The sequence below is a fragment of the Leptolyngbya sp. FACHB-261 genome, assembly GCF_014696065.1.
Classification (GTDB): Bacteria; Cyanobacteriota; Cyanobacteriia; order FACHB-261; family FACHB-261; genus FACHB-261.
Map to the genome: position 1 here is coordinate 19,141 of NZ_JACJPL010000004.1, position 25,593 is coordinate 44,733.

The 25,593-nt window shown below is 50.6% G+C and carries 22 protein-coding genes; 6 read left to right on the forward strand and 16 right to left on the reverse strand.

The features are described 5' to 3' along the window. Nucleotides 1-18 precede the first annotated feature (18 nt). The 10 genes from H6F94_RS02910 to H6F94_RS02955 all read right to left on the reverse strand — a co-directional run bounded on the left by H6F94_RS02910 (nt 19) and on the right by H6F94_RS02955 (nt 8,952). Complete coding sequence (locus tag H6F94_RS02910) at nt 19-771, reverse strand: Nif3-like dinuclear metal center hexameric protein (protein WP_190800747.1); 753 nt, start codon at nt 769-771, stop codon at nt 19-21. A 33-nt stretch (nt 772-804) separates the two neighbouring features. Further along, the gene (locus tag H6F94_RS02915; protein WP_190800748.1) at nt 805-1,236 is read right to left on the reverse strand and encodes an NAD(P)-binding protein; all 432 of its coding nucleotides are present in this window, start codon (nt 1,234-1,236) and stop codon (nt 805-807) included. A 120-nt stretch (nt 1,237-1,356) separates the two neighbouring features. Beyond that, entirely contained in the window at nt 1,357-2,382 is a 1,026-nt protein-coding gene (locus tag H6F94_RS02920; RefSeq protein WP_190800749.1) for an SGNH/GDSL hydrolase family protein, read from the reverse strand. Nucleotides 2,383-2,534: 152 nt separating this feature from the next. Beyond that, entirely contained in the window at nt 2,535-2,813 is a 279-nt protein-coding gene (locus H6F94_RS02925; protein WP_190800750.1) for a hypothetical protein, read from the reverse strand. A 127-nt stretch (nt 2,814-2,940) separates the two neighbouring features. Next, complete coding sequence (locus H6F94_RS02930) at nt 2,941-3,267, reverse strand: DUF8632 family protein (RefSeq protein WP_190800751.1); 327 nt, start codon at nt 3,265-3,267, stop codon at nt 2,941-2,943. Nucleotides 3,268-3,352: 85 nt separating this feature from the next. After that, a complete protein-coding gene (locus H6F94_RS02935; RefSeq protein WP_190800752.1) occupies nt 3,353-4,591 on the reverse strand; it encodes a Zn-dependent hydrolase in 1,239 nt (412 codons plus the stop codon). Between the two features lie 10 nt (nt 4,592-4,601). Then, nucleotides 4,602-5,417, reverse strand: coding sequence for an ABC transporter permease (locus H6F94_RS02940; protein WP_190800753.1), 816 nt, complete (start codon nt 5,415-5,417; stop codon nt 4,602-4,604). Between the two features lie 2 nt (nt 5,418-5,419). Continuing rightward, complete coding sequence (locus H6F94_RS02945; RefSeq protein ID WP_190800754.1) at nt 5,420-6,277, reverse strand: ABC transporter permease; 858 nt, start codon at nt 6,275-6,277, stop codon at nt 5,420-5,422. Between the two features lie 107 nt (nt 6,278-6,384). Continuing rightward, entirely contained in the window at nt 6,385-7,704 is a 1,320-nt protein-coding gene (locus H6F94_RS02950) for an ABC transporter substrate-binding protein (RefSeq protein ID WP_190800755.1), read from the reverse strand. Nucleotides 7,705-7,779: 75 nt separating this feature from the next. Next, nucleotides 7,780-8,952 carry an ABC transporter ATP-binding protein gene (locus H6F94_RS02955; RefSeq protein ID WP_190800756.1) on the reverse strand — a complete coding sequence of 391 codons (1,173 nt, stop codon included), beginning with the start codon at nt 8,950-8,952 and terminating at the stop codon, nt 7,780-7,782. Between the two features lie 335 nt (nt 8,953-9,287). On the opposite strand from H6F94_RS02955, the gene H6F94_RS02960 reads away from it, so the two are divergent. Further along, entirely contained in the window at nt 9,288-10,007 is a 720-nt protein-coding gene (locus tag H6F94_RS02960) for a GntR family transcriptional regulator (RefSeq protein ID WP_190800757.1), read from the forward strand. A 22-nt stretch (nt 10,008-10,029) separates the two neighbouring features. Here H6F94_RS02960 and hydA read toward each other — a convergent pair whose 3' ends face one another. Next, nucleotides 10,030-11,439, reverse strand: coding sequence for a dihydropyrimidinase (gene hydA / locus H6F94_RS02965; protein ID WP_190800758.1), 1,410 nt, complete (start codon nt 11,437-11,439; stop codon nt 10,030-10,032). Nucleotides 11,440-11,534: 95 nt separating this feature from the next. Continuing rightward, nucleotides 11,535-12,419, reverse strand: coding sequence for a polysaccharide deacetylase family protein (locus H6F94_RS02970; protein WP_190800759.1), 885 nt, complete (start codon nt 12,417-12,419; stop codon nt 11,535-11,537). A gap of 263 nt (nt 12,420-12,682) precedes the next feature. Between H6F94_RS02970 and H6F94_RS02975 the strand changes: the two genes are divergently transcribed. The 3 genes from H6F94_RS02975 to H6F94_RS33415 all read left to right on the forward strand — a co-directional run bounded on the left by H6F94_RS02975 (nt 12,683) and on the right by H6F94_RS33415 (nt 15,177). Beyond that, nucleotides 12,683-13,891, forward strand: coding sequence for an amidohydrolase family protein (locus tag H6F94_RS02975; protein WP_190800760.1), 1,209 nt, complete (start codon nt 12,683-12,685; stop codon nt 13,889-13,891). A gap of 90 nt (nt 13,892-13,981) precedes the next feature. Beyond that, nucleotides 13,982-14,992, forward strand: coding sequence for an aromatic ring-hydroxylating dioxygenase subunit alpha (locus H6F94_RS02980; protein WP_190800761.1), 1,011 nt, complete (start codon nt 13,982-13,984; stop codon nt 14,990-14,992). 17 nt (nt 14,993-15,009) lie between these two features. Continuing rightward, nucleotides 15,010-15,177, forward strand: coding sequence for a YdhR family protein (locus H6F94_RS33415; protein WP_190800762.1), 168 nt, complete (start codon nt 15,010-15,012; stop codon nt 15,175-15,177). A 170-nt stretch (nt 15,178-15,347) separates the two neighbouring features. On the opposite strand, the gene H6F94_RS02990 is transcribed toward H6F94_RS33415, so the two are convergent. Next, nucleotides 15,348-16,607, reverse strand: coding sequence for an ArgE/DapE family deacylase (locus H6F94_RS02990; protein ID WP_199320166.1), 1,260 nt, complete (start codon nt 16,605-16,607; stop codon nt 15,348-15,350). 396 nt (nt 16,608-17,003) lie between these two features. Here H6F94_RS02990 and H6F94_RS02995 point away from each other — a divergent pair, with 396 nt between their 5' ends. Together H6F94_RS02995 and H6F94_RS03000 are read left to right on the forward strand one after the other, a co-directional pair. Next, nucleotides 17,004-19,088 carry a response regulator gene (locus tag H6F94_RS02995; protein ID WP_190800763.1) on the forward strand — a complete coding sequence of 695 codons (2,085 nt, stop codon included), beginning with the start codon at nt 17,004-17,006 and terminating at the stop codon, nt 19,086-19,088. Between the two features lie 353 nt (nt 19,089-19,441). Next, complete coding sequence (locus H6F94_RS03000) at nt 19,442-19,843, forward strand: response regulator (RefSeq protein WP_190800764.1); 402 nt, start codon at nt 19,442-19,444, stop codon at nt 19,841-19,843. Nucleotides 19,844-21,050: 1,207 nt separating this feature from the next. On the opposite strand, the gene H6F94_RS03005 is transcribed toward H6F94_RS03000, so the two are convergent. The 3 genes from H6F94_RS03005 to H6F94_RS03015 all read right to left on the reverse strand — a co-directional run bounded on the left by H6F94_RS03005 (nt 21,051) and on the right by H6F94_RS03015 (nt 25,590). After that, entirely contained in the window at nt 21,051-21,491 is a 441-nt protein-coding gene (locus H6F94_RS03005; protein ID WP_199320167.1) for a hypothetical protein, read from the reverse strand. 271 nt (nt 21,492-21,762) lie between these two features. Further along, nucleotides 21,763-21,951, reverse strand: a complete 189-nt coding sequence (locus H6F94_RS03010) for a hypothetical protein (RefSeq protein WP_190800766.1) — start codon at nt 21,949-21,951, stop codon at nt 21,763-21,765. A gap of 12 nt (nt 21,952-21,963) precedes the next feature. After that, on the reverse strand, nt 21,964-25,590 hold the full coding sequence (locus H6F94_RS03015) for a DUF6519 domain-containing protein (RefSeq protein ID WP_190800767.1): 3,627 nt from the start codon (nt 25,588-25,590) through the stop codon (nt 21,964-21,966). Nucleotides 25,591-25,593 lie beyond the last annotated feature (3 nt).

Below are 25,593 nucleotides of genomic sequence, written 5' to 3' on the forward strand. Positions count from 1 at the left end.
TCGTTCTTGTCATTGGAATCATTCTAGGCTCGGCAGCAAGTCCGCACCTCCACCGAGCACAGCACTTTCCTGAGGCGGCAGTAGTACTTCCAGCCCAGCCCAGCGCTCTCGTACCACTCCTGCCAAGGCGCGCAGTCCCCATTCTTCGCTACGGCGGTGGCCAACAACCACAAGGCTCAGCCCGGTTTCCAACAGGGCTTGTCTGGCAACCTTTCGGAATTGACCCGTGATGTAGAGATTAGCGCCACGCTCCGCAGCCTGACGTACCAGGCTGTCGGTCATCGCTCCTACTATGGCGATCCGGTAGACACTGGGCTGAGTTCCTAGCAAAACTTCTTCTACGTTGCCAAAGATCGCCCTGAGTTGCTGGCAGCACTGGTCAATGCTCTGGAGCTCAACCTCGCCGAGCATGCCAATCGGTCGTCCAGCTTTCTCGCCCAGCACCTCTAGGCTAGCCATACCCAAGATCTGGCCTAGACGAGGGTTAAAGGTTAGGGTGAGGCGCTCATCGAAGGCCAGGTGGTAGGCAACGATTCCCAGGTCTGGGGGCAGGTGTTCTAGCTGGAGATCCCAAGGGCGATGCAAAAATAGGGCGTCCAACCGCTCACGGTTCACCCAGGTCGACAACTGGCTCCAAGGCTCCAGAGACAGACCCAGCCGTCTAATGGGGCGACTAGAAGGGCGATAGATGCCCCTCTGGTCGCTATCGAAGGGATGAACGGCTAGGAACCGATCCAAAAACTGGGCTAGCTCGTCTAGGCGAAGGAGCATAAAGAACCAGGGCGATGCTTACCCTGAAACCAACTACGAGTGGAAAACTGATTTGGCTGTTGACTTGAGCGAGTCGCCAGCATCGGCCAGAGTCTGCGCAATCGGGTGTTGCTTGTGCAGAAAAGTGCGAGCGCAATTGCGCCCAGGCATACCGGAAATGGAGCTGCCAGGGTGAGGATTGAGATAAAAGACGACCGGGTCGCAAAACAAATATTCCAGGCCGTAGCGATTTAATTCTAGTTCTTCAGCAATTGGGCCTTGATGAATAAAAATATGGTCAATGGCGCAGGGATTAAATAGAAAACCAGGGGCGTCCTCAGGCAACAGTTCTTTTGTAGTGCAGCCGCCTCTTGGAATTGAGTTTTTTTCTAAAAGCAGTACACTGTAGCCTACTTTTAGAGGATAGGCAGCACAGACCAGAGCATTATGGCCTGCCCCAGTAAGCACAACGTCGTAAGCTTGCATCCGGCGGTCTCCAGACTGACTTGCCCTGCCTTTGACCGTAAAAAGAGCCAATCACCACAACATCGCTCGCCAGAGAGAGCTTGCGATTTGTGCCTTGCTCAGCCAGTTACCTACGGCCAGTTACTTACGGCGGTTCTTAGATTGGGCTGCTCGCGCGCCTTGCCCACGACCATATAAGATGATGCTCCCACCTAACACACCAAGGGCTAACACAGCCCAAGCCGGGTCAAATCGACTAGTACTAGTTTCAGTTTCAGCCGCCTGCACCTCCCTCGGGTCTTCCGGTTTCAATAAGGTAGAAGCCAAGCGAGCTAGGTGTCGGTGAGCCGCTGTCGTTGGATGAATGCCATCCCAGAATAAAAACTGCTCTGGATGGTTGCAAACAGCTTGTTCTATTAAGCAGGGATACCTCACATCGCTAAAACCAAATTGGTTGGGGTTAGCAACCGCTTGCTTAAATAAAGTATTCGCATCCAAAAGTAGAACTTGGTAACTTGAACCTGGGCGCTGCCGCAAAGTTTCAAGCGTGCGAACCAGACCCAGGTTGTGAGCTTGAACCAAGGAACTTAGGCTTTCAGAACGAGAGGTATTGACTGTGCTAGGTAGCTTGCCCAGATCCGGCAGGTTAGCGACGATGATCTTACGCGCTCCAGCGGCTGTCAACTCATTCAGAGCCAGTGATAAATCTGCAAGGGCCTGACCAGAACTATCAGCCCCGCGCAGATAATCATTAGCGCCTGCCCAAATGGCGTAGAGGGCATTGGCATCCGCCTTCGAATTCGCTTGGGTAAAGCGCTTGATTTGCATTCTCAAGCTGGGAATACCTGTGTTGACCTCGGTTATCGTCGCACCGCCAAACGCGAAGTCCTGGCCTAGCTGAAGCTTTAAATTCAAATCAGAGGCTAAATACTCAGCCCAGATTGGACCGTTGGAGAAACGGCCCTGGAAATAGGGCGGGCTAGGGGGAGAAGTCCCATTAGATCCCTGAAAAGAATTACCAATGTCGGAAAGGCTGTCGCCAAAGACAAAAATCTTGGAGATTCCTGAACTTGGTTTAGGACTCTGAGCTGACACTCCAATGGTGAGAATGAGCGTTACCAGAAAGCTGACCAGACAAAACCCTACCGCCAGAACTTGCCGTTTCATGAAGGTTGCCACTGAAACTCATCCGAGTTTAAGGCCAAGTTTGTTTGAGGCCGGAGCTAAGTCCTCCAATGAAGTAGCTGAATGAACGGCCTAATTGACTTGGCCCAAAACCGGCTGGACTTCTGGCGATGCTGCATAACTAATGATAAAGATTACTGTGGATTTGCACGCCACCAGACATAGACCTCGGTACTGTTAAATCGGTGTAAGCCCTCTTCATCGACCACAGCAACATCGGTTGAGCCTGAGTAAGCCTCCAGAATTAAAGACAGCTCTACAGCGTAGCCCATGACCTTCTCTGAGACTCGAGGGGAAGGGCTATTAATAACCAGACCTGGCGCATCCTCCAGAGGAGGGACTCGTGTGATCAGACATTGCTCTAGCACTGCCCGCATGTGGTCATCACAAGTCTCATAAAGCTGCTTAATCATGGTTAATTTCCAGTTTTTTGATTTGTTTTATTTTTCCTCTAGATTCCAACAGGAAAGAGCAACATTCACCTACCCACAGGTCAGAGATCAGCTGCTCATAAATAGACTTGAGGAGGATTTATATTGATTACGGTTTTTTGCTGTACCACCACTGGCATTCGTCAGCACTCAGTTGCACTGAGAAGAAAGTCACGACCAGAGGTTTGTCGTCCAGCAGAACAGAGTAGCTTGGGTGCTTGTAAGTCGCTTGGTCTAGAACCAAGCGCCTCCCTACGCGGCGCCAAGAGGGCTGTTTCCCCCGCCAACTAAGCGAACAACAGGGCCAGGGCAGCTCTTCCCGGTCAAATAGACGGCAGACTGGCCCAATTACCCGATAGCGAAAATGCAGCCCTGGGCTGTAGAGAGAACTTCCAAGAGCAGGCAATGAGGGAACAGCAGGCAGGGGACCAGACATCAATGGGCAGTTCAAGTTCTAGAGAGACTCACTTCCCAGTATTCAATATCCCAGTATTGAACATCAGAATTCAACATAGAGACATTCAATACAGAGCATCCAGTAGCAACAGAGTTTGCAGCAAAACACTAGCACCCTGGCTACATTGCTCTGGGGAAGTGTACTCATCTTCGGCATGGCTGATGCCTGCGAGGCTGGGCACAAAAATCATGCCCATATCAGTGAAGTGTCCAATCTCTTGAGCATCATGTCCCGCTCCACTGGGCAGATGGGCATAAGTGAGCCCCAATTGTTGGCAAGCTTGAACAATTGCCGCCTGAATTTTAGGCTCCGCCAAGGTCGGAGCAGCCTGCAAGATTGGGGTTATGGTAATTTCTGTGCCAGTGGCAGTAGCAATCTCAGCCAACTGTTGCTTTAGGGTGTCGACCAACTGATCGAGATGAGCTTGTGACAGGGCGCGAATGTCTATTTTCAGATCAACTTGACCGGGCACAATATTGACCGCATTGGGCGAGACATTGAGCGCTCCCACAGTTGCCACCTGTTCGCCAACTGTCTGGGTTGCCAAAGCATTAACAGCTAATACCACCTGAGCAGCTGCCACTAGCGCATCTTTACGCAGGTTCATTGGAGTTGTGCCAGCGTGGTTGGGGCGGCCAATGAGGGTCACGGCATAGCGGTACTGGCCGACAATGCCTTCAACGACGCCAATCTGTTTGCCTGCGCCATCTAACAGGCCACCTTGTTCCACATGCAACTCAACGTAGGCGGCAATCTCGGAGCGATCACGTTGCGCCGTGGCTAGCTTCGACCAATCTCCGTCTAATCGTGCCAAGCAGGTTTGAATCGGCGTACCATCTCTGTGCCGATAGCGTTCTGGATCGTTCACCGCAGTACCAGCCATAGCTTTGCAGCCAATCATGCTGTACTCTTCGTCGGTAAACACAATGACCTCGATCGGATGTAGCAGACGGATGGCATGGTCTTGCAGCACCCGAATCACCTCAATTCCTGCCAGCACCCCCAGCACGCCGTCGTAGCGCCCCCCCACAGCAACTGTGTCAATGTGAGAGCCGGTCGCCAGCGCCCCAAGCCCCGCTTGTCGGCCAGCGTAGGTGCCGATCATATTACCGGCAGCATCGCTGCGGACCGTCATGCCAGCCTCAACCATCCAGTCCCGCACCCGTTGTCTGGCCTGTAGGTCTTCCGAACTATAGGAAATGCGTCGGATCCCGCCATTGGGCAAACGACCAATCTCTGCCAAATCCGCAATGCTCTGGTTCAGACGCTCACTGTTGATCTTGGGCGCTAAGCTGGCAGTCATAGTGAAATTTCTAACTTTCCTGACGGCGAGCAAAGAATTGGAAGGCAGCAAAGGCAATGGCAATCAAACTAAATGAGAACACCGTCGTCAAGGTTCCGAGCGCATAAAGGGCTGGAGAAGTGACATTGGTGGTCATGCCAAAGATTTCTAAGGGTAGAGTATTGTCCTGACCTGAAACCAGGGAGGTTCGCGTAAATTCATCGTAGGAAAGTGTAAAACCCAGCAGCGCGATGCCGACCAAACTGGGCGCAATTAAGGGTAAAACCACTTCCCCAAAAGTTGTAACGTCGCTAGCTCCCAAATCCCGTGCTGCTTCTTCGTAGGACGGATTAAAGCGATTAAAAACGCCAATCATAATCAAGAAGGCAAAGGGAACTGTCCAGGTCAAATGGGCTCCCAAACCTGACGAAAACCAGTCGGTTTGAACGCCCGAAACTTGGAAGGCAATGCCAATCCCCAATGAGATCAGCACACTCGGCACAATCAAGCTAGAGATTGTCAGGTAGAAAACAAAACTAGAACCTCTAAAGCGACTACGAAATGCTAGCCCTGCTAGCACACTGACAATGACTGACAGAACGGTGACTGCCAAACCCAAGAGCAGTGAGCGCTGAAAGGCCTCGACAAAGTTGCCCACCCGCTGCTCCTGAAACACCTGTCCTAGCCAGTAAAAGCTAAAGCCCCTAAGCGGAAAGGTCAGTCCACCATCCGGCCCCTGGAGTGACAGCATGAAGATGCCGATCATCGGGCCATAGAGAAACAAGACAAAGAGCCCAAAAAAGACTGCGAGAAAATAAAAGGAAAGGGGTCGTTTGCGCAGGCCCATCGCTACAACTCCTGGCGGATATCAACGACTCGCAAAATTGCCATCACCAAAATCAGGGTCACTGCTAGCAAAATCACCGCATTGGCTGCCGCCAGAGGATATTGCAAGCTGCCGATCTGGGTGCTAATCAGTTTGCCAACTGAAGCCGATTGGCCACCGCCCATCAGTCGCACGGTCACAAACTCTCCCATCACTAGAGTCACAATAAAAATTGAGCCAATCGCAATACCAGGCGCTGACAACGGCAAGATAACTTCTTTCAAGGTCTGAAAACCGGAAGCTCCCATATCGACTGCTGCTGTAATCAATCGCCGGTCGATCCGCATCAAACTGTTAAAGATCGGCGCAATCATGAAGAAGGTGTAGAGATGCACCATCCCCAGCACAACCGCGAAATCAGAGTACAGAAAGAACTCAACAGGTTGCTGGGTTAGCTGCAACCCCATCAGCAGTTGATTAACTAACCCTTCCTTACCCAAAACTGGAATCCAAGAGATCATGCGAATGATATTGGATGTCCAAAAGGGCACGGTACAGACCAAAAATAGAATGATTTGCAAACGCTGATTATGAATATGGAACGCTAGAAAATAGGCGACGGGGAAAGCAAGAGCTAGCGAGAAAAACCAGACCAGAAAAACGTATTTAAAGGTGTTTACATAGGTTGCCACCGATACCTTGGAGGTAAAGATGCTGACGTAATTATCCAGCGTAAAGGCGGGTACCATTGCATAGCCATTGAATTGCCAGAAGCTGACAATAACAATCATGGCGATTGGAAACACCAGAAACAGAAGAAAAATCAGGGTTTGTGGTGTAGCTAGTAGATAGGGTTGGACAGTTTTCCAAGCTTTATGCATTTGACCTTTCATTAAAGTGACAACGGGTAACGGGTCGAAAATATCTGCCCGTTACCCATCGCCTATTACCTATTCAAACAGCGCCTCAAACACGAGCAGGTACACGATCAGGCAGCGATGAATTCATTCCACTTCTGAACCAGATAAACCTGCTCCTTCATCGTGGAGTTCCAAACGACAACGTTGCCCATCCGTTCTTTGAAGGAACCGCCATCACGTAGAGCCCCTTTCTTTTCCAAAGTCTTGCCGAAGGGATCAACCATGTCTTCGGCAGCAGGCTTTCCTTCATACCAGAAATCCCACTCGGCTGGTTTCATAAACTTCTTGGCGTTGTCTGGAATGGCGCTGTAGTAGCCCTGCCGTCCTAGAAAGGCTCCGACCCAACCATCTAGCAGCCAGTTCATATACTCGTAAGCTGCGTCTAGTTGAATGCCACTGAGGTTTTTAGACAGGCCAATGCCACCCCCCCAGGCGCGATAGCCTTCCTTGAGGGGCGCGTAAACGCACTTGATTCCTTTAGCCTTAACCGCAGTTACAGCAGGCGACCACATGGACTGCAACACCACTTCACCCGATGACATCAGGTTGACCGATTCATCAAAGGTTTTCCAAAAGGCGCGGAACTGACCGGCTTTTTTCTGTTCAATCAAAAGCGCTGTAATCTTATCGATTTCCTCGCGGGTCATGTTGCCTTTGTCCCCAAAAGTCAACAGTCCTGATGCCTCGGCAACCATCGCTGCATCCATAATGCCGATCGAGGGAATATCCAGAAGCGAAGTTTTACCCTTGAAGGCTGGGTCAAACAACTCAGCCCAGCTTTCAATCTTTTTGCCCACCAGATCGGGGCGGTAACCTAGGGTATCCGCATTGTATTGAAATGGGATCAGAGTTGCCCAATCGGTTGGCTCAGTAGCGAACTCTTTGGCGTCCTTATCCTTGAGGTACATCACTCGATAAGGAGCGGTGCCTTGAGATGCCTCAACTTTTGCCCCTTCAAACTTGCCGGTGGTGAAGATGCTGACAATCTTGTCAAAGTCTTTGATCTTACTGACGTCGACGGGCTGAAGGTTTCCCGAGGGAACCACCAAGGGCAGGCTGAAGTATTCCCCATCAAAAACGTCGTATTGGCCCGGCTGAGTGATCGCGATCTGGTTATTTTCCTCGGTGCTGAGGGCTCGCATATCCAGTTTGAAACCGAGATCGGCTTGAGCTTTATCCCGAATTTCGTTGATTTGAGAGACGCCAGTCCCGATGAAGCGCAGCGTCACATCCTTGATTTGGTTGGTATTAATTTGGGGCCCAGTGGACGGGTTGTTCGGCGTCCCTAGAGGCGCTTCAGCAGTTTTAGGAGAACACTGCGTGGCGGTCAGCATTGCTCCAGCAGCCAGTCCAGTTCTTAACAGTTGGCGTCGGCTAATTCTAGGCATAATTTCAGCACTCCATCTTGAAATGAAGTCACAAGGTTGGCGAAAACAAAGATATGTGAGGAGGAAATCTGAGGCTCAATAAGGCAGAAAAACGCAGTCATCTGCCGACCAGCGCATAGTTACTAATTGGCCTTCTTGGAAAGAGCTTGTATTCCAATCATGGGTACGCACTTTGTAGAGCAGTTCTTGCCCTGTTGCTTCCGCCATAAGGGAAACTCGTGTCACATAACCCGTTAGTTCAACCGCAGTAATCCGAGCTGAGACATGATTGGGTCCAGGGCTAGACTGAGGCGAGGCGTTCGCTAAGTGAGGCTCTAACCGTACTAGGTCAGGACGAACTGAACAAGCAGCTGTTTTGCCCAAGGGAGTCGCTTGGCCTCGACAAAATAGAGAGCCAATTCCCTCGACTTCTAGCTGAATTAAATGGCCATGCGTGTCGGGCGCACAATTCATCACCTTGCCGCTGAAGATGTTGTTGTCCCCCATAAATCTGGCTACAAACTGCGAAGCTGGATTGTCGAAAATCTCGGTAGGTGAAGCAATTTGGTCAATATGACCATGGTTCATCACCACAACTTGGTCGGATAAAGAGAAAGCTTCTTCGACGTGGTGAGTCACCTGGATAAACGTCATACCAAATTGCTTCTGAATTCTGCGTAACTCCCCCCGCATGCGCACCCGCAGATTTTCATCCAAGGCACTTAGGGGCTCATCGAGCATCAAGACTTGAGGACGGGTTACTAATGCCCTGGCCAATGCGATGCGCTGCTGCTGCCCACCGCTCAGCATATGAGGTTTGCGCTCAGCGAGATGGCTCAGCCCAACCATTTCCAACATCTCCCCCACTCGGGTTCGCCGCTCGCTTTCCAGCATCTTGCGCATCTTAAGACCAAACTTTACGTTCTCCCAAACAGTTTTATGGGGAAACAAGGCGTAGCTTTGGAACATCATGGCTGTGTTCCGTTTGGCAGGCGGTAGGTCATTTACCCGACGAGTGCCGATAAAAATATCGCCATTGCTTGCTTCTTCATGACCAGCAATCAGGCGAAGTGCTGTAGTTTTACCACAACCACTAGGACCGAGCAGACAGCAGTAAGAGCCAGCCACAATATCTAAGGTCATGTCTTCTATGGCTGTCACCGAGCCATATTTTTTGGTGACTGACCTGAGTGAAACGCCTTCAGCAGCCTCAGCAAGGGCTTGCTGAATAGTTGTATCCGTGAAGGAGTTTCTGGTTCCAGCCGTCATAGCTCGTTACTCTAGGGTTACGTAAATGTGGACAAGAAACTGAGTTCCGCTTAAGTTCGCACAGATTGCCGGACAAAGCTGAAGTCGATTACACCAAAATCATGACATTGGGTGTATGAGGCCAAATTAAAATTGTTCAATAGGGCTGATAGGGCTATAGACAGTAGTGGATTAAAGAGATGGGTACAAATATCAGCCCGAGCAACCCTTAGCAATCACAGAATGTATACTGTATACAGCCATAGCAGAACCAATTAGTGTAGCTGTCTATACACTTTTAGGATTGGAATATTCAACGGTTTGATCCTTCACTCAAGACGGTAAGGAGTAATGTTTTGCCCCTGTCTCCTCGCTCACTCCAGCGGAATCAATCATTACAGGAACAGGCTTATCAGGCACTACGCGCGGCTATCCTATCTGGTGAATTAGCTCCAGGACAGCGATTAGTAGAAACTCATCTTGCCGACAAGTTGCAGGTCAGCAGAACACCAATTCGGGAAGCGCTCCGGCAGTTACAACACGAGGATCTAGCAACATTGGATGCTCAAAACATACTCCGGGTCGCTAGATTTTCGGTCACAGATGCGATGCAGTTGTACGATTGCCGGATTGCTTTGGAGCAGTTGTCAGTTGTAGAAGCCTGCCGAAATGCAGCGGACGGCCAGTTACAAGAACTCAAGGGCATGGTCATCCAAGCGGAGAAACTAGTCAAAAGCAAACCCTCCCACCTCAACAACTTTCAACTGCTTGAGCTAGACTACAGATTCCATCGCCTGTTGGCGGAGAGCTCTGGCAACTTGTGGCTGAGATCTTCTCTCGATCAGGTATTTGACAAGATGATCCTATTCAGAATTCAAACGATTCAACATAATCGGAATGTATTGGAAATCCGGACCGAGCATCATCGCGTTTACGAAGCAGTGGCTCGGCGGGATCCCCATACTGCGGCTCAGGCAATCAAAGAGCATTTACTTGCCAGTAAAGAACGAGTTGCACAGGAAATGCAAACTTTTCAAGATACTGATCAAGACACTGGGATTGCTCAGGAACAATGAGATATTTCTGCCCTAATCTTCTCTAGAAGACGCCTGAAGCTGAGCGCTTTTGGTAACGTCCCAAGCCTTTTTGTCCCAGCCAGTTCTCCCCATCAACCACTAGATTGCCTCGCAGAAAAACTTTCTGAACTTTACCCGTCACCAAGCGCCCTTCAAACAAGCTATAGTCCACATTGGCGTGGTGAGACGCTGCACTCAAAACGTGTTGTTGCTCCGGATCAAACAGCACAAGATCGGCGTCACTGCCAACGGCAATCGTGCCTTTGCTAGGGAACAGACCAAACAACTTGGCGGGTGCGGTTGAAGTGAGTTGGACAAATCGATTGAGTGAGATTTTGCCAGAGCGTACACCCCCGTCGAAGAGGAGAGGAAGGCGCAGCTCAACCCCAGGAGCCCCATTGGGAATTTTAGAAAAATCATCGTGTCCCATCTGCTTGGAACGGTGCAGACCGTAAGGATTTTCATTGAAGCAAAAAGGACAGTGGTCGGTAGAAACTACTTGGAGATCGTCAAACTTTAATCCTCGCCATAGCACCTGTTGGCAATGGTGGTCCCGCAGGGGCGGCGTCATCACATACTTGGCTGCCTCAAATCCAGGGCGCTCATATTCTTCCTCAGTCAGAAATAGGTAGTGAGGGCAAGTTTCTGCGAAAGCAGAAATGCCACGATCACGGGCTTCAACCACTGCCTCCAAAGCTTCCTTGGCCGATAGATGAACCATGTAGACCGGAATTTCAGCCAGTTCAGCCAGACGAATGGCTCGATGGGTTGCCTCACCTTCCATAATGCTGGGACGGGTGAGCGCATGATACTTGGGTGAGGTATTGCCCTGAGCTAAAGCTTCTTCAATCAAAACTTCAATCACACCCCCGTTTTCGGCGTGCAGATTGACCATACCGCCGTGGGTTCCGACAGTCCGCATGGTTCTGAAAATAGCAGCATCATCCATCATCAAAATGCCAGGATAAGCCATGAACATCTTGAAGCTGGAAATACCATCTTGATTGATTAAATCGGGCAGTTCTTTTAACTTATCAATGCTGGCGTCAGTCAGAATTAAGTGGAAACCATAATCCACACAAACTTGAGGTTCCGCTAGAGCTAGTCGGTCATCTAAAGCTTGTTTGGGACTCTGCCCCTGACGTTGCAGCACAAAATCAATAATGGTGGTTGTACCGCCAAAGGCTGCGGAACGGGTTCCTGTCTCATAGGTATCGCAGGTTTCTGAGGGGCCAAGAGAGAATTCCATGTGGGTATGGACATCAACGCCGCCAGGAAAGATCAGCAATCCACTAGCATCATGTTGCTGTGCTGAGGGAGCTGTAAGCTGTCGGCCAATTGTTTCAATTTTGCCGTTCCGCACCAGGATATCAGCAACATAATCATCAACAGCAGTAACAATGCGCCCACCAGTAATCAATACGTCTGTCATGAGGAATTTCTACTCGAATTGAACCTGTTTGGAGCTGGAAGTACTAGCTTTTGAATAGACCTTTACTCTTAAAAGAAACAAACTAAAGCAACAACCTAAGGAACGGTACCCCTTGGTAAAGCCTCAATATGAGCTGCGATTTGACCCGCTTGCGTGAGCCAAATCTCAGAGGTATAAGCCACGATATGTTGCAGGGCGCGACGCAAATGCCGGAGCCGAAAAGGCTGACCCACAATGTAGGGATGTAAGGCAATACCAAATACTAAAGGCTGATGCTTGGCTTGCTCACGCATTTCATCAAAATTGTCGATAATCAGATCAGCAAATTCAGCAGCCCCCATCCGCCGCGCCATAATTGCAGGAATATCATTGACTTCTTGAGGATAGGGAACTGCCAAAATTGGGCCAGACTCTGTCTTGAACCAAATGGGTTGATCATCGCAACACCAGTCGAGTAAGTAGCGATAGCCAGCCTGTTTGAGTAAATCTGGTGTTTGCCAACTCTGTGAGATCCAGGGACCCAACCAGCCCATCGGCGCCTGTCCCTCATGCTGCTTCAAAGTTTGGGTAACTTCAGCAATTAACGCTGCTTCTTCTGCTTCACTGAGCAGGCTCTGACGCTCCGAATTTGTACGGCCATGAGCGACAATTTCGTCGCCTCGCTGGCGGAAAGCAGTTACAACTTCTGGGCAATAGTCATAAATAGAGGAGTTGACCAATAAAGACACCGGCAGCTGCAATTGCTCGAACAGTTCCAAGAGCCGCCACACCCCCACCCGATTGCCATAGTCGCGCCAGGCATAGTTGAGAATGTCTGGTTGCGGACCACCTGGGGCAAGTTCGGCTCCCAAACCCTCACCAAAAGCGAAATGTTCTAGATTAAGAGCAATATAGACGGCTAAACGTTTGCCCTCCGGCCAGCAATAGTCTGGTCGATTGACAATCGCTGAATAAGAATAACGCCCGTGATTGGTCAACATCCGCTTGGACTTGCGTTTGGCTGGCTCAATAAAACCTTAAGGATCTAAAAAAATTCACAGTCAAAAAAATAAATCTACAAGTGCTTTTGCCAGTTTGAGTTCTACTGAATTGCTTCAGCAATGCCAAAGAGTCTACCAGCCTCTCTATGTTTTTTGACTGTTACATTCACTTTTTATTAATAGTTTTCACTGGATAAAACCGAATTGATGACTGTATCTTGATATACAGACTTAGGGCGACAAAACTTAATAGACCTAAGCGAATGCAAGACTTAGATCTTTTACTCAAACAAGCGACCTTGCCCAATGGCTCTGTTACTTCAGTAGCAGTTAAAGCTGGTCGAATCATTGCCATCGGCGCTCAGCCAGAGGAGATAGGTCCGGCTACAGAAGTAATTGACTTAGAGGGCAACCTGCTCTGTCCAGGCTTCATTGACGGCCATATTCACTTAGACAAAACCTTCCTAGGAGCCGCTTGGCTACCGCATGTACCCGGTGGCTCAGTGCGAGAGCGAATTGCGGCAGAGAAACAGGTATTAGCTGGCTTAAGCGTTCCCGTAGAGGCAAGAGCTGCTCGCTTGATTGAACTAGCGCTCTCATGTGGCTCCACTGCCCTACGCACCCACGTTGATATTGATCCCGAATTGGGCTTGCGCAACCTGCACAGTGTCCTAGAACTGCGAGAGCGCTACAGAGATCTGATTGCGATTCAAATTGTTGCCTTTCCACAAAGCGGCGTGATGTCTTGCCCAGGCACGCTTGACCTTTTGGAGGCTGCAATTAAAGAGGGGGCAGATTTAGTCGGTGGGCTAGATCCGGCAGGGATCGATGGCGATATTCCAGGACAACTAGATGCCATTTTTGCCTTAGCAGAAAGGTATGGCGTTGGTATAGACATCCATCTACACGACCCTGATCACCTGGGGATCTATCAGCTTGAGCAGATTGCGCAACGCACCCAGTCGCTGGGGTTAGAAGGCCGCGTTGCAGTCAGCCACGCCTACGCACTGGGTATGGTGCCTGAGCCGGTGATGGCTCGCACTGCCGAGCTGCTTGCTAGATCTAGGGTGGCGATTATGACCAACGCACCTGGCAGTCATGCGTTTCCGCCAATCTTGGCGCTCCGGTCAGCGGGTGTGACCGTCTTTGCGGGCTCCGATAACATCCGCGATGCTTGGTGGCCGTTTGGTGACGCCGATATGCTCGAACGGGCCATGCTTATTGCCTATCGCTCAGACTTTCGTACCGATGCTGAGTTAGCTGTGGCCTTTGAACTGCCTACAACTGCTGCTGCCCAGGTTTTGGGCTGGAGCGATTACGGCCTGACGGTTGGCGCTAGAGCTGATTTGGTTGTGCTCGAAGCCAGTTGCATTGCTGAGGCAGTCGTCACCCGTCCGGCACGGAAGCTGGTGCTTAAGCAAGGCCGAGTGGTTGTGCGGGACGGCAAACTCCTGCTTAGCCCAAAACCGTGAGATCCCAGCCTCTAGTTTTTGGTTCTTCTGCTACAAAATCGCCGATCTCAAATCGCTTAACCTGATGGTCAAATTCTAGGCTTCCTGATTATGCTAGTCACAAAACAGCTTGTATTACAACGATTTTGGTATCCCGTTGTTCCCATTGCCCAGTTATTAAACGGCCCTCAATCCTTTGAATTATTAGGCCAAAAAATTGTTTTGTGGTTGGATGCCTCTGGTAAGCCTGCGGCAGTAAGAGACCGCTGTTGCCACCGTTCTGCCCAGTTGTCAAAAGGCAAGGTGGTCAACGGCAATATTGTCTGTCCCTATCATGGCTGGAAGTTCGATTCAAACGGCGCTTGTGTTCACGTTCCTCAGGCTGAAAATAGCCCAATCTCTACCAGTTACAAAGTTAGTGCCTATCACTGTGCTGAACGTTATGGCTACGCCTGGGTCTGTTTAGCGGATCCATTAAAAGACATCCCAGAAATTCCGGAAGTGGCAGACCCTCAATATCGTTTGATTCACGAATTCTATGAGCCTTGGCACTGTGCAGGCTTGCGAGTCATGGAAAACGAATTTGACACGGCTCACCCCACATTCGTCCATACTGAAACCTTTGGTAGTGAAGAGCACCCTGTCCCTGATTCCATGGAATTCAGTGAAACGGAATGGGAACTGCATTTTCGCTCTGTTCTCGGCGTAGTGAATCCCTCACTGCAAAAGCAGAACTTGAAAATGGCACAGGACAAGACCGTGCGCACAATGCATATGACCTGGTTTATGCCCTTCACCGCCAAACTGCGAATCGCCTATCCTAACGGTTTAGTTCATATCATCGTTAATACAACAACTCCTATCAATGACTCGACTTCACAAATCGTCCAATTCTGCGTCCGCAATGATACAGAACAAGACACAAAAGGCGAGGATATTATCGCTTTCGATCGTAAGGTCACTCTGGAGGACAAGGCAATTCTAGAGACCACTGATTTTGATGTCCCCCTGGACATTAATCAGGAACAGCATATGCTGACTGATAAACCAGGCATTATCATGCGGCGCAAGCTTGCAGCTCTGCTGAAAAAGCATGGCGAAGTTGAGCAAATTAGGCGCTAACCTAAAATACTGGCACATTGGAAGTAGGTGGCATCTATTTATTGGAAGATGAGGCCAGTGCTCAAGCTTACTTGGCGGGTCCAATTTTTAGCCAACTGAAAGCTACGCCTGATCTCCAAAATTTGACGATCAAAGTCTCTGATATTGCAGAGAACTTCAGCCAAATTACTAGGGCTCCTCTTTAAAAATTCTTGGGGATTCTTGCTTGAACTGTGTGGGGTGTTTGTAAGGGCGAGAGGATCTCGCCCCTACCGGGAGCCACTGTTGATCAAGCTCAAATAGAATCTGTTAGGCTTCGCAACCGCAGAATTGCAGAATCGTAGCGATTAAGGTCTGGGTTGCTTTCTCTAGCTCTTCAATGGACACGTGGTTCATCAGGGGCATGGGCATGCTTGACGTTCCCAGGGCCGTAGTGCAGGGTTGGAATGTTGCCCAGCCCAACCATCAGACGCAGATCGCTACCGTAGGGAGCACCATGGATCTGGGGTTGATTATCGTGGAGGTCTTGGTGGCACTGGCTAACTAACTGAACCAGTGAGTGCTCCGCTGAAATTTGCCCACTGGCAAACTGACCCCCGAACCACTCCACCTGCACTGGGTGTTCCCGTAGCCAAGCATCTTGCGCACAAACAGCGGCTAGTGTCGCTTCCAGTTCCTGGCGTGCCGTCTGAGGATCTTCTCCCAAGGCCACGCCCAACCGCCCTTCCGCAACCAGTTGGTCGGGTACGCTGCTGGGCCAGTTCCCCGCTTGCAGGGTGCCAACATTCAGAGGGTAGGGCAAATCTAGCCCCTTCATCAGAGGGTGGCCTGGCCCATTACGGCGGACTTCCAGCGCTTCCAGCGCTTGCCAAACCAACCAGAACTTCTCAATGGCACTAACCCCTTCACGACGCACACTGGCGTGGGTTGAGCAACCGCTCAAGCGCAGCCGGAAGGTCAAAGCGCCGCCGCAAGCAGGAATGATATTCAGCCTGGTCGGTTCGGTAATGATGGCAGCATCACCCCGATAACCTCGGCGCAGGGTGGCAAAGGTGCCTAAGCCCCCGTCTTCTTCGCTAACGACGCTCTGCAGCAACACTCGCCCCTGAAGCTGTAGACCCGCAGCCTGGATGGCCTTGAGCGCAAATAGGTTGCACACGAGCCCGCCTTTCATATCGCAGGCACCGCGCCCATAAACGGCTCCATCAGCAACACGCCCACCGTAAGGCTGCTCGTCAGTCCATTGCCTCAAGTCCCCAGGTGGCACGACATCAATATGCCCATTGAGCACTAAAGTGGGACCGGCTGAATGCCCCCAACTGCCTACCAGCCCCCAAGCTTGGCTGCGCGGTGCTTCGCTTCCTGGAAAGTCAGGAGCTGCTTTCGTCGTTGCGAGATCAATGGGCCAGAGATCAGGCTCGAAGCCACTTTCCGCGAAACGTTCAGCCAACCAGTGCTGCGCCACACTCTCGGCGTTCGAGCCCGTGGTGCTGGGGATGGCGATCAGTTGTTGCAGGCAGGCAACCAGCCCAGTCAGGTCGAGCGTCGCTAAAGCCCGCTCTACAGCAGATTGACTAGCGGGACGCAGACCTGAAGCAGGATGCTGAGGCAACGGAATAACGATAGGTTGTGTCATTGCAGTGGTAGGTAATGCCCGCAGCTGATGGGGTTCAAGCTGGGGGAGCTGAGTCAGATGGAACGTGCCAGAGGTTCTGTTGGCATGAATAACCATCCGCAGAACAAGATTCCCTTGAATCTGTGCAGAATACTGTTCGCGAGTACTTCTCAATGAAGTTACCCAAACAGGTAGATTTTAAATGAGCATAAAAGCAGCCAGCATTCTGTTAGCTAAGGACAGTTAGCAAAGGACTATTGATACGCTCGCTGGTCAAATGCGCCTTATATACGTGGCTTGCCAGTGGTATTGACAGGGCATTGGAGCAAATTGGGAAAGTAAATTGGGGCAGTCCTAGATGGGTGAGATTGCAGGCTGGTTAGAATTCAACGGGGGTAAAGAGCTACGAAACCTACCTTGTCTCCACCACGCTTCCTCCTAATCGATGACAACCCGGCTGATCGCATCCTCGCCATTCGTCAGCTCCGTCGTGAGTTTGCCGATGTCAAAATTGTGCAGGTCACAGATGCCTACAATTTTGAACTAGCCCTAACTGCTGAGGATTTTGACCTCGTCATTACTGACTATCAGTTGGGCTGGAGTGACGGGCTCAAGATTCTACAAGCCATCAAAGCCCGCTATCCTGCCTGTCCAGTCGTGATGTTCACCAATACCGGCACCGAAGAGATCGCGGTTGAAGGTATGAAGTCCGGCCTAGATGACTATGTAATCAAGTCTCCGCAACAATTTGTGCGCCTGCCCCTGGCTGCCCGCTCGGCCCTGGAGAGAGCTGCCGCACGCCGCTTAAATGCGCGCCTGCAAGCAGAGCGGGACCAGCTTCTAGAGCGCGAACGCCTGGAACAGCGCAACGCCACCTTCCTGGCAGAAGCCAGCAAAGCGCTGGCCAGCTCGCTGGACCCAACCGCTACCCTGACTCAAATTGCCCGTCTAGGAGCGTCCTACCTAGCGGACGCCTGTGTGGTTTACCTCATTCGAAACGAAGATCAGCTGATGCCAGTGGAGTTGGCCCATGCCCAGGCTCAGCCAGAGGCTGAGCTCCGGGAGTTGTTGCAGCGCTACCCCCACCCAAACTGGCAGGGTCCTGTCACCCAGGTCCTACATACCGGTCAGTCTCAGCTTGTGACCGAGGTGACGGTTGAGTATTTAGCGGCTATTGCCCAAGATGCTGAGCATTTGAGGCTGCTGCAAGCCCTGTCACTCCAATCGTTATTAGCTGTGCCCCTAGTTGCGCGAACCGATACGTTGGGGGTGCTGTCTCTAATCTCCTCACAGCCACAGCGCCGCTTCGGCACAGCGGACCAGGTGCTATCGGAGGAGTTTGGTCGTCGAGCTGCTATTGCTATCGATAATGCGCGACTTTACCAGCAGGCTGAAACAGCGAACCAGCTCAAAGACGAGTTTCTGGCCACGCTCTCCCATGAACTACGCACCCCGCTCAATTCGATGCTGGGTTGGGCGCAGCTCATCCGTGTGCGGCGTTTAGACGATGCAACTTACTCTCGGGCGGTTGAAGCGATTGAGCGCAATACCAAATCCTTGAACCGGTTGATCGATGACTTACTTGATGTGTCGCGGATTATTACTGGCAATCTGCGGTTAGAGGTCAACCCGGTCGAACTGATTCCAGTAATTTCGGAAGCTTTGGCAGTTGTTCAGCCAGCGTCCCAGGCCAAGGCGATCCGAATAGAAACCGCCCTAGATGCCTCAGTCGGTCCCGTACTAGGTGATGCCACTCGTCTGCAACAAGTGGCTTGGAATCTGCTTGCCAATGCGATCAAATTCACGCCTGAAGGCGGGCAAGTCCGCGTGACCTTAACCCGTATTAGTTCTCAAGCAGCTCTGGTCATCAGTGATACAGGGCAAGGCATTAACCCTGAGTTTCTGCCCCACGTCTTTGAGCGTTTTCGTCAGGCAGATGGCAGCACCACGCGAACCCACGGCGGGCTTGGGCTTGGGCTGGCAATTGTGCGCCAACTGATCGAACTGCAAGGGGGGACAGTGCAAGCTCAAAGCGACGGGGTAGGCCGTGGAGCGACCTTTATCGTCAAGCTGCCTCTGCTGGCAGTTCGAGCGAAACCTGGCGAACGCCCAACTGCTCAGGGGCAGCTTCCCAGCTTGAGTGGACTCCGGATTTTGGTGGTTGATGATGAAGCTGACGCTCGCGCTCTGATCTCGACAGTGCTGGAAGCCTGTGGTGCTGAGGTGGCAACCGCAACCTCAGTGGCGGAAGCCCTCACTGTGCTCCTGAGTTTTCAGCCCGATGCCCTAGTGAGTGATATCGGCATGCCGGGCGAGAACGGTTACGAACTGATGCGCCGTCTCCGGGAGCAAGGACAACAACTGCCTGCGATTGCTCTAACTGCCTATGCAAAACCAGAAGATCAGGAACGGGCCTTAGCTGCAGGTTTCCAACGACACCTAGCCAAGCCGACTGAACCTGTTACTTTAGTGGCGACGCTAAGCAGTTTGCTCAATAGATAGCTTGTCTAGGTTGTCAGTTGTCAGTATTTAGACTCATCGCTGGCAGATAATTTTAAATCACCGTGAGAAGGTTGAGAATCTTTGGTGCTTGGGTTCTCATGACTTTTTCTTCATCAAAATCTGATTGATCACTCACAGGAGTGTTAGGCAATCCTAACTTTTAGTTCGTTTTGAGAAGAGGGACACTGAAATGAACATAGTTGTCTCAAAGTAGGCACAGAATATAGCCCCACTCTATGCAGGAGGTGCTTCTAGAGAAAGCTACCTGCCTCTAGAACTGCCAGCGCTACAACCGTTAATATTTCCACTTTGGTTAAACGCCGAAACTGGAACCTTAAACCGTGAGCCAGACTATGAAAAAACCACTTCTAATTCTTGTTGTGGATGACGACGATGACAATCAAGTCCTGGCGGTTCAAATTCTGAAGCTGCTAGACTACGCCTGCATCAGCGCCTCCGACGGCTATATGGCTTTAGAGTTAAGCCATCGTTATCATCCGGACTTAATTCTGCTTGATATCGCTATGCCCGATTTGAGTGGGTTAGAGGTTGTTCATCGTCTCAAAACCAATTTGGTTACAGCCAGCATTCCAGTCATTGCACTCACGGCAATGGCAATGGTAGGAGATCGAGAACTAGCACTAGCGGCTGGGTTCGATGAATATCTTGCCAAGCCTTACAGTGTGGAACAACTAGAGACAACTATTCAGCAAACGCTCGCTAGTTTTTCCTCTCCAGTCGTTGAGCGATGCTAAGGATTGCACTGAAGTAAAATTGGTAATGGTCGTATATTTCAGCTGCTGAGGCTCTCCTTTTGAACTGTCATTATTGGCATCTCAAAAGCTTTAGCAGCACTATTTTTCGTTCATAGTCTAAGGCCTATCTTAGGCCACAGATCGAGACAATCAAAGAGACCTAGAAGGATACACAACCAAGAATAGAGGTGATGGTTAGGATACACTTCTGGGTAACATGTGTCTGATGAGAGCTATTGAGTCGCTACGTTCAAGCTCTGACCAGAATACTCGCCTGCCCCTAAAGCTAGGATTGGCAGTGACAAAGTGGGCCAAACCCTGTGACCTTGCGCACGTCCCCCTTCTCCTTAGGGCACCAATATAGGAGTCAGCCATACGACCAGTGAATTTCGCCCGCCCACCTACCATGGGGCGGGTTTTGTCTAGGTAGACTGTGAGCTTGGTTGGAGCCTGCTGGGGTTATTTCTCTTCCTCTCCACTTCTAAGGCTTACAACACTGAGACTTATAGCGCTAAGACCTACAGCGCTCAGTTGCACTGTTGGCGTTCCTGCGGCAAAGCTGCTTTGGTCCGCTCATACTCAGCTTGCAACAGCTGCAACTGGCCAGGGCAGGGCACCCGCTAGAAACTGTTGCTCTAGCTCCTGGCAGCACAGGGACAGCGCCAGCGCTGCCTTTGGAGCGCTGGTTGACTCTTAAGTCCATGAGCTGCCTGCCGTAGCCCTACTGCATTATTCGCTGCCACCGCTGCTTGAACACAGTGCAGTTAGTGGAGAGCGTCTTCCATCTAGCAGTCAATTCGTATTGCTCACCTGCCACATGGGCCAGAACACCAATCTCTAAGTCGAAGCGATCACAGCCCATGATTAGCAGCTTCTGAAAACGTTGCTCAAAATTGAGTTGCCAGGCTGAAGCCTCCCCAAGCCGCAATTGCAAAGTAACAGACTGAGATCAGGGCGTTTGTGTCTAGAAGAAATCCACTTAGCATTAAAATGAAACTTTCTTAACTCAGCTGAGAATTTCAACAGCTTAAATTGAAATCAGGCTCATCTATTGGCCAGCAAACTCGTTTAGGCTGCCACCCTTTAATCCACCACGACTCACTTTGGCAGCAGTGATGTCATTACCGCCGCTGCTAAAGCCTTCACTACTAGAGTTTTAAGTAGAGTTCTACTAGCACAGAACTTCATGTTGACTGCCTCATGGAACTCATTGAGCCTCAGGCTGACGCTCTAAATTAGCCTCCATAATGCTGATCAGATAGTGGCCGGCCATAATGCCGCTGGAGACATGATAGTGGTCCTCATCCAAGCGGCGTAAAGTCTCGAAGCCGCTGCGACGCTGCCGGTCGTTAAGTACCCAGTAGCGTTGCACAATCGAATCGGGAGCCACCCAGCCTTCACCCTCGATCCGTCCAAGCTGGCTGTGCTGAAGGACAAAGGTGTACTGCCGCTCGGCAGAGTCTAGACGTCCCTTGTACTGAAGGGCAATTTCCTCCCGTTCAGCTTCGGGATCTGGAAAAACGAGCTTTGTCACCATTGAGAACCAAGCGTCTCGGCTCCAAACGACCAAAGTTCTGCCCCGAACCAGAAGGGGCATCCCATCGCGCTCTAGCCAGTTCCCCTCTAGTGACCAGCGGCCAGACTGCATTAAAAATGTGTGCGCCACAGATTCCCCGATTGACCAGCCTGGGCTTCACTCTAACAGTTTTGAGTAGGAGATCCGCATCTATCCTTACGAGGAGGGGGTTTGAATGGCTTGACTCAGAGTTTGGCCTACAGGCTTATTATGTAGCATACTTGTGTCGATTATTACACTGGGGGCTAAGTCAAGGTGGCAAAGACAAGGTGAGAAGGGCAAGGTGAGAAAGATAAGGGGTATGGGTCTCGGATTCTTAATGCCCTCTTTTCAGAGAAGGTGATCAGTTATTTTCTGTTTCCCCCTCGGCTTCACTCAGCACTTCTTCAAGTACCTGAATAGCCCCACTGATCCGCAGCATGGTTTCTCGTAAACTGGCTTGCTTGGCTTCTAGTTCAGCCAGCATATCCTGCCCTGCCTTAAACTCAGCTTTGAGGGCTTGCAACCGTTGTTCTAGTCTTTCTTTAAACATTGGGCCACTGCTCTAACGAAACCAGAGCTGTTTTTTGGTTTGTCTTTCAAAGGCTTCTAGTTTGGTTTCCAAAGCCGCCATCTTTCTCTGCTGCTCTTCCATTGCTTTGATCAGCAGAACCATCATTTGTTGGTGATCTTTGACTGAGCGTGTGACTGTTGCAACAATGTCTAATGAGCTAATCGCTTTTTTACTTGGGGCTGCAACTTGGGTAGGCACCTCTTCTGAGATGAAGCCGATACGCGTGTTTTTATCTGGATCGGCTTTGTAGACGAATTTGACAGGGTTAAGGTTGTCTAGAATTTCAGCTGCTTCTTGGCTAGGAAGCTCAATAATCTCGTCTTTCACTTCTCTAGAGGAGACTTGCCATGAAGTACCATCGTGCAAGACATTGCCATTGATCTGAACTACCCCTTCGCCGTTGATGCTCATTCTCATTTTCGACTGAGTCGCAAAGGTGATGTTGGCAGCTCTGTTCGCCCAAGTGTTGGCAATCTGTAGCTCATTGGTCTTGCCATCAAAGCCAACAAAGCCAGAAACTTGCCCGCCCCGCTGCCGAAAGATCAGTTGTGAATGACCGTCTTCGCCTTTGTTGTCCGTGTCCGCTTCTAGCAATATCTTGGCACTTCCTTTACTGGCAAGATGTAGTTGCTCAGCCGGTGTTACTGTCCCAATTCCCAACCGGCCATTAATTGCTAAGCTAGCAGTCTGATTGGCGTCGTTATAACCAATTCCTACTTGCCCTTGGTCAACTACTAATTTTTGTCTGGGAGTATGGGTGCCAATCCCTGTGTTGCCATTGACCGCTAGGGCTGCAGTTTGGTTGGTGTCGTTATAGCCGATTCCCACTTGCCCTTGATCAATCACCAGCTTTTGTTGAGGTAGGTGAGTACCGATGCCAACATTGCCATTGACTGCCAAGGCTGCCGTCTGATTTGCCTCGTTGAACCCAATCCCAACCTGCCCATCCTTGACCACCAACCTCTGAGCCGGGGTGGTGATGCCAATACCCACATTGCCCTTAATAGCGAGTGCTCCAGTCTGGCTGGCTTCATTGAAACCGATACTGACTTGCCCCTCACTGACCACTAGCTTCTGGTTAGGATTGACAACGCCAATGCCAACGTTGCCATTGATTGCCAGAGTTGCAGTTTGATTGGCCTCATTGAATCCAATGCCAACTTTATGATTGCCATCAACAACGAGTTTTTGATTGGGAGTTGTTGTGCCAATGCCCAGGTTGCCATCAATGGCAAGAGCAGCAGTTTGATTAGCGTCGTTGTAGCCAACACTAACTTTGCCCTGACTGATAACGAGCTTTTGTGCAGGGGCCACAACACCAATGCCAACGCTGCCATTGATTGCCAGAGTTGCAGTTTGATTGGCATCATTAAACCCAATGCCAACTTGTCCATCATTGACTACCAACTTCTGGGCAGGGGTAGCAACGCCAATACCGACATTGCCATTGACAGCTAGTGCTCCAGTTTGGTTAGCTTCATTGAAACCAATACTTACTTGGCCCTCAGTCACCACTAGCTTTTGGTTAGGATTGACAGTGCCAATGCCAACATTGCCATTAATAGCCAGTGCTCCGGTCTGAGTAGAGTCGTTGTAGCCGATGCTCGCTTTGCCATTACTAACTACTAGCTTCTGAGCGGGAGTAACCGTGCCAATGCCCAAGTTGCCGCTGACTGCTAAAGCCGCGCTTTGGTTTGGATCGTTGAAGCCAATGCCGACTTTGCCATTGGCGATCACCAGCTTCTGAGCGGGTGTGGCAATGCCAATGCCAACATTGTCTTTGATCGCCAGAGCTGCAGTCTGATTGGCCTCATTGAAACCAATGCCAACCTTACCGCCGGTAACGACTAGTTTTTGGGCAGGCGTGGGAGTGCCAACACCCAAATTCTCCTTGACCGCCAAGCCTGCGGTTTGGTTTGCTTCGTTGAAACCAATACCCACTTTGCCGTCAGCAATGACTAGTTTTTGGGCAGGGGCATGAGTGCCAAGGCCAACATTATCTTTGACAGCGAGAGCCGCAGTTTGATTAGGGTCATTGTAGCCAATGCCAATCTTACCCGCTTCGGCAATGATGAGCGCCTGCTGGGGTTTAGTGGTACCAATGCCAACTTTACCAGCCTGATATTTGTCGTCGATATATTGGCCAGTGACGTGAAGATCGGCTTGCAACTCCAGCACACCCGTCATGGTATCGCCGCTTTTATCTAAGCAACGCACTAGCGGCGGAAAGGAATCGCGGTAGTCATCTTCTTGACTCAGTGAAAATCCGTTCTCGCCGTAGTGAAGAAGGGCCAGGGGACAATAAAAATGGTCACTGCCCTGAGGCGGCTGAGCTTCTGGGAGCCCCAACGAGTCGCGGGGCCACTCGATATCGCTGGTCGTAGCCCGAGCCGGGATTAGCCAATAATCACCAGCTCTATAGAAAGGATTCTTCTGCTTGGGATTGACTTCAAACTTGACCTCAATGCCCGCTTCTAGAGCGATCCAATCAGCCTTGTTGGTTGCAATTGCAGCATCAGACCCTTGATGATCCCAGCGTCGCACCTTCGCTTTGCGCTCTGGTCGAAAGTTCTCGGCGCTAATGGCATCACCGACTACGCTTGCAGGATCAAAAACTAATTTTGTTCCAGACGTTGCCCCTGTCAAACGAACCAGGGTTCCTACTTGTCGATTCAATTCTCGTTCTTCGTCAAGAACTTCCACCCACTGCCCTGGGGCAAAGAACTGCGAAGCATCCCGACCTGGGCTGCGAACTGTGATCGTGTTCCCTTTAATTTCTTCAATTGCACTGATAATTGTGCCGTTATCGCGCGACCATTTGAACTTAGCTGTCTCAACTCCACCGGAGCTATGAATTTCAACTCGATATAGTTGGTTCTCCGATAGACGATAACCGCCTCCTGAACTGCTAGCACCTTTCTGTGCTGCATTACTCTCGGTTCGCACCGTCAAGGATGCTTTAGACCCATTTATCGCATTACTAAGAGCAGGAGCCTGAATGAGTTCTTGCCAATGCGCTTTAATCTTGGCTTTCCGTTTGGATCTTGCTGCTGGATCTTGGTCTGTTGTCTCGGTTCCAGGTGCAATATTAGAACTCAAGGGCTTGAGAGCAAGCAGCTTGATTTGAGCAATGGTTTTAGTCCGTGTAGTCGTGTCTAGGCCATTGAGTGCAACTTCGCGAATGGTGGGATCTTCGAGAGCAGTAATATGGCGTTGCCATACATCCAAATAAGCTAAGTAAGCTGAACCCTTTGTTAAACTTGTTAAACCAGAATCTTGTAAATCTGACTTCAGGGCATTGGGATGGTCGGGTTGATTCTGATAGGTAATCTCTTCGCTGAGTTCGCACAAAATACCATCGACATAAATTCGACCTGGCGAGATTTTGAGATCTAAATCATTTTGTTCTGAGAGCAAGCTGATTTTGAAGCCATCGCCTGCCGCTCTGGAAACACTCGAAAGGCCAATCGTATCCTTTACCTGAGTTTGGAGCAAGTCGCTTTGGATGTCTACCTGCTCATTCCAGTCAGCATCTAATTGCAACCGGCCCTGCTGCATGCGCACACTGCTATAGCGCTTTTTTGAGCGAAATGTAGACCGGGTGAAATCGCCTTTCATAAA

Bases quoted from the DNA above. Each gene is read 5' to 3' on its own strand.
- H6F94_RS02970 (WP_190800759.1), bottom strand. From the start codon at position 12,419: ATGTTGACCAATCACGGGCGTTATTCTTATTCAGCGATTGTCAATCGA.
- H6F94_RS03010 (WP_190800766.1), bottom strand. From the start codon at position 21,951: ATGTTTAAAGAAAGACTAGAACAACGGTTGCAAGCCCTCAAAGCTGAG.
- hydA (WP_190800758.1), bottom strand. From the start codon at position 11,439: ATGACAGACGTATTGATTACTGGTGGGCGCATTGTTACTGCTGTTGAT.
- H6F94_RS02980 (WP_190800761.1), top strand. From the start codon at position 13,982: ATGCTAGTCACAAAACAGCTTGTATTACAACGATTTTGGTATCCCGTT.
- H6F94_RS02935 (WP_190800752.1), bottom strand. From the start codon at position 4,591: ATGACTGCCAGCTTAGCGCCCAAGATCAACAGTGAGCGTCTGAACCAG.
- H6F94_RS03000 (WP_190800764.1), top strand. From the start codon at position 19,442: ATGAAAAAACCACTTCTAATTCTTGTTGTGGATGACGACGATGACAAT.
- H6F94_RS02940 (WP_190800753.1), bottom strand. From the start codon at position 5,417: ATGGGCCTGCGCAAACGACCCCTTTCCTTTTATTTTCTCGCAGTCTTT.
- H6F94_RS02925 (WP_190800750.1), bottom strand. From the start codon at position 2,813: ATGATTAAGCAGCTTTATGAGACTTGTGATGACCACATGCGGGCAGTG.
- H6F94_RS02915 (WP_190800748.1), bottom strand. From the start codon at position 1,236: ATGCAAGCTTACGACGTTGTGCTTACTGGGGCAGGCCATAATGCTCTG.
- H6F94_RS03015 (WP_190800767.1), bottom strand. From the start codon at position 25,590: ATGAAAGGCGATTTCACCCGGTCTACATTTCGCTCAAAAAAGCGCTAT.
- H6F94_RS02920 (WP_190800749.1), bottom strand. From the start codon at position 2,382: ATGAAACGGCAAGTTCTGGCGGTAGGGTTTTGTCTGGTCAGCTTTCTG.
- H6F94_RS03005 (WP_199320167.1), bottom strand. From the start codon at position 21,491: ATGCAGTCTGGCCGCTGGTCACTAGAGGGGAACTGGCTAGAGCGCGAT.
- H6F94_RS02990 (WP_199320166.1), bottom strand. From the start codon at position 16,607: ATGACACAACCTATCGTTATTCCGTTGCCTCAGCATCCTGCTTCAGGT.
- H6F94_RS02945 (WP_190800754.1), bottom strand. From the start codon at position 6,277: ATGCATAAAGCTTGGAAAACTGTCCAACCCTATCTACTAGCTACACCA.
- H6F94_RS02910 (WP_190800747.1), bottom strand. From the start codon at position 771: ATGCTCCTTCGCCTAGACGAGCTAGCCCAGTTTTTGGATCGGTTCCTA.
- H6F94_RS02955 (WP_190800756.1), bottom strand. From the start codon at position 8,952: ATGACGGCTGGAACCAGAAACTCCTTCACGGATACAACTATTCAGCAA.
- H6F94_RS02930 (WP_190800751.1), bottom strand. From the start codon at position 3,267: ATGTCTGGTCCCCTGCCTGCTGTTCCCTCATTGCCTGCTCTTGGAAGT.
- H6F94_RS02950 (WP_190800755.1), bottom strand. From the start codon at position 7,704: ATGCCTAGAATTAGCCGACGCCAACTGTTAAGAACTGGACTGGCTGCT.
- H6F94_RS02975 (WP_190800760.1), top strand. From the start codon at position 12,683: ATGCAAGACTTAGATCTTTTACTCAAACAAGCGACCTTGCCCAATGGC.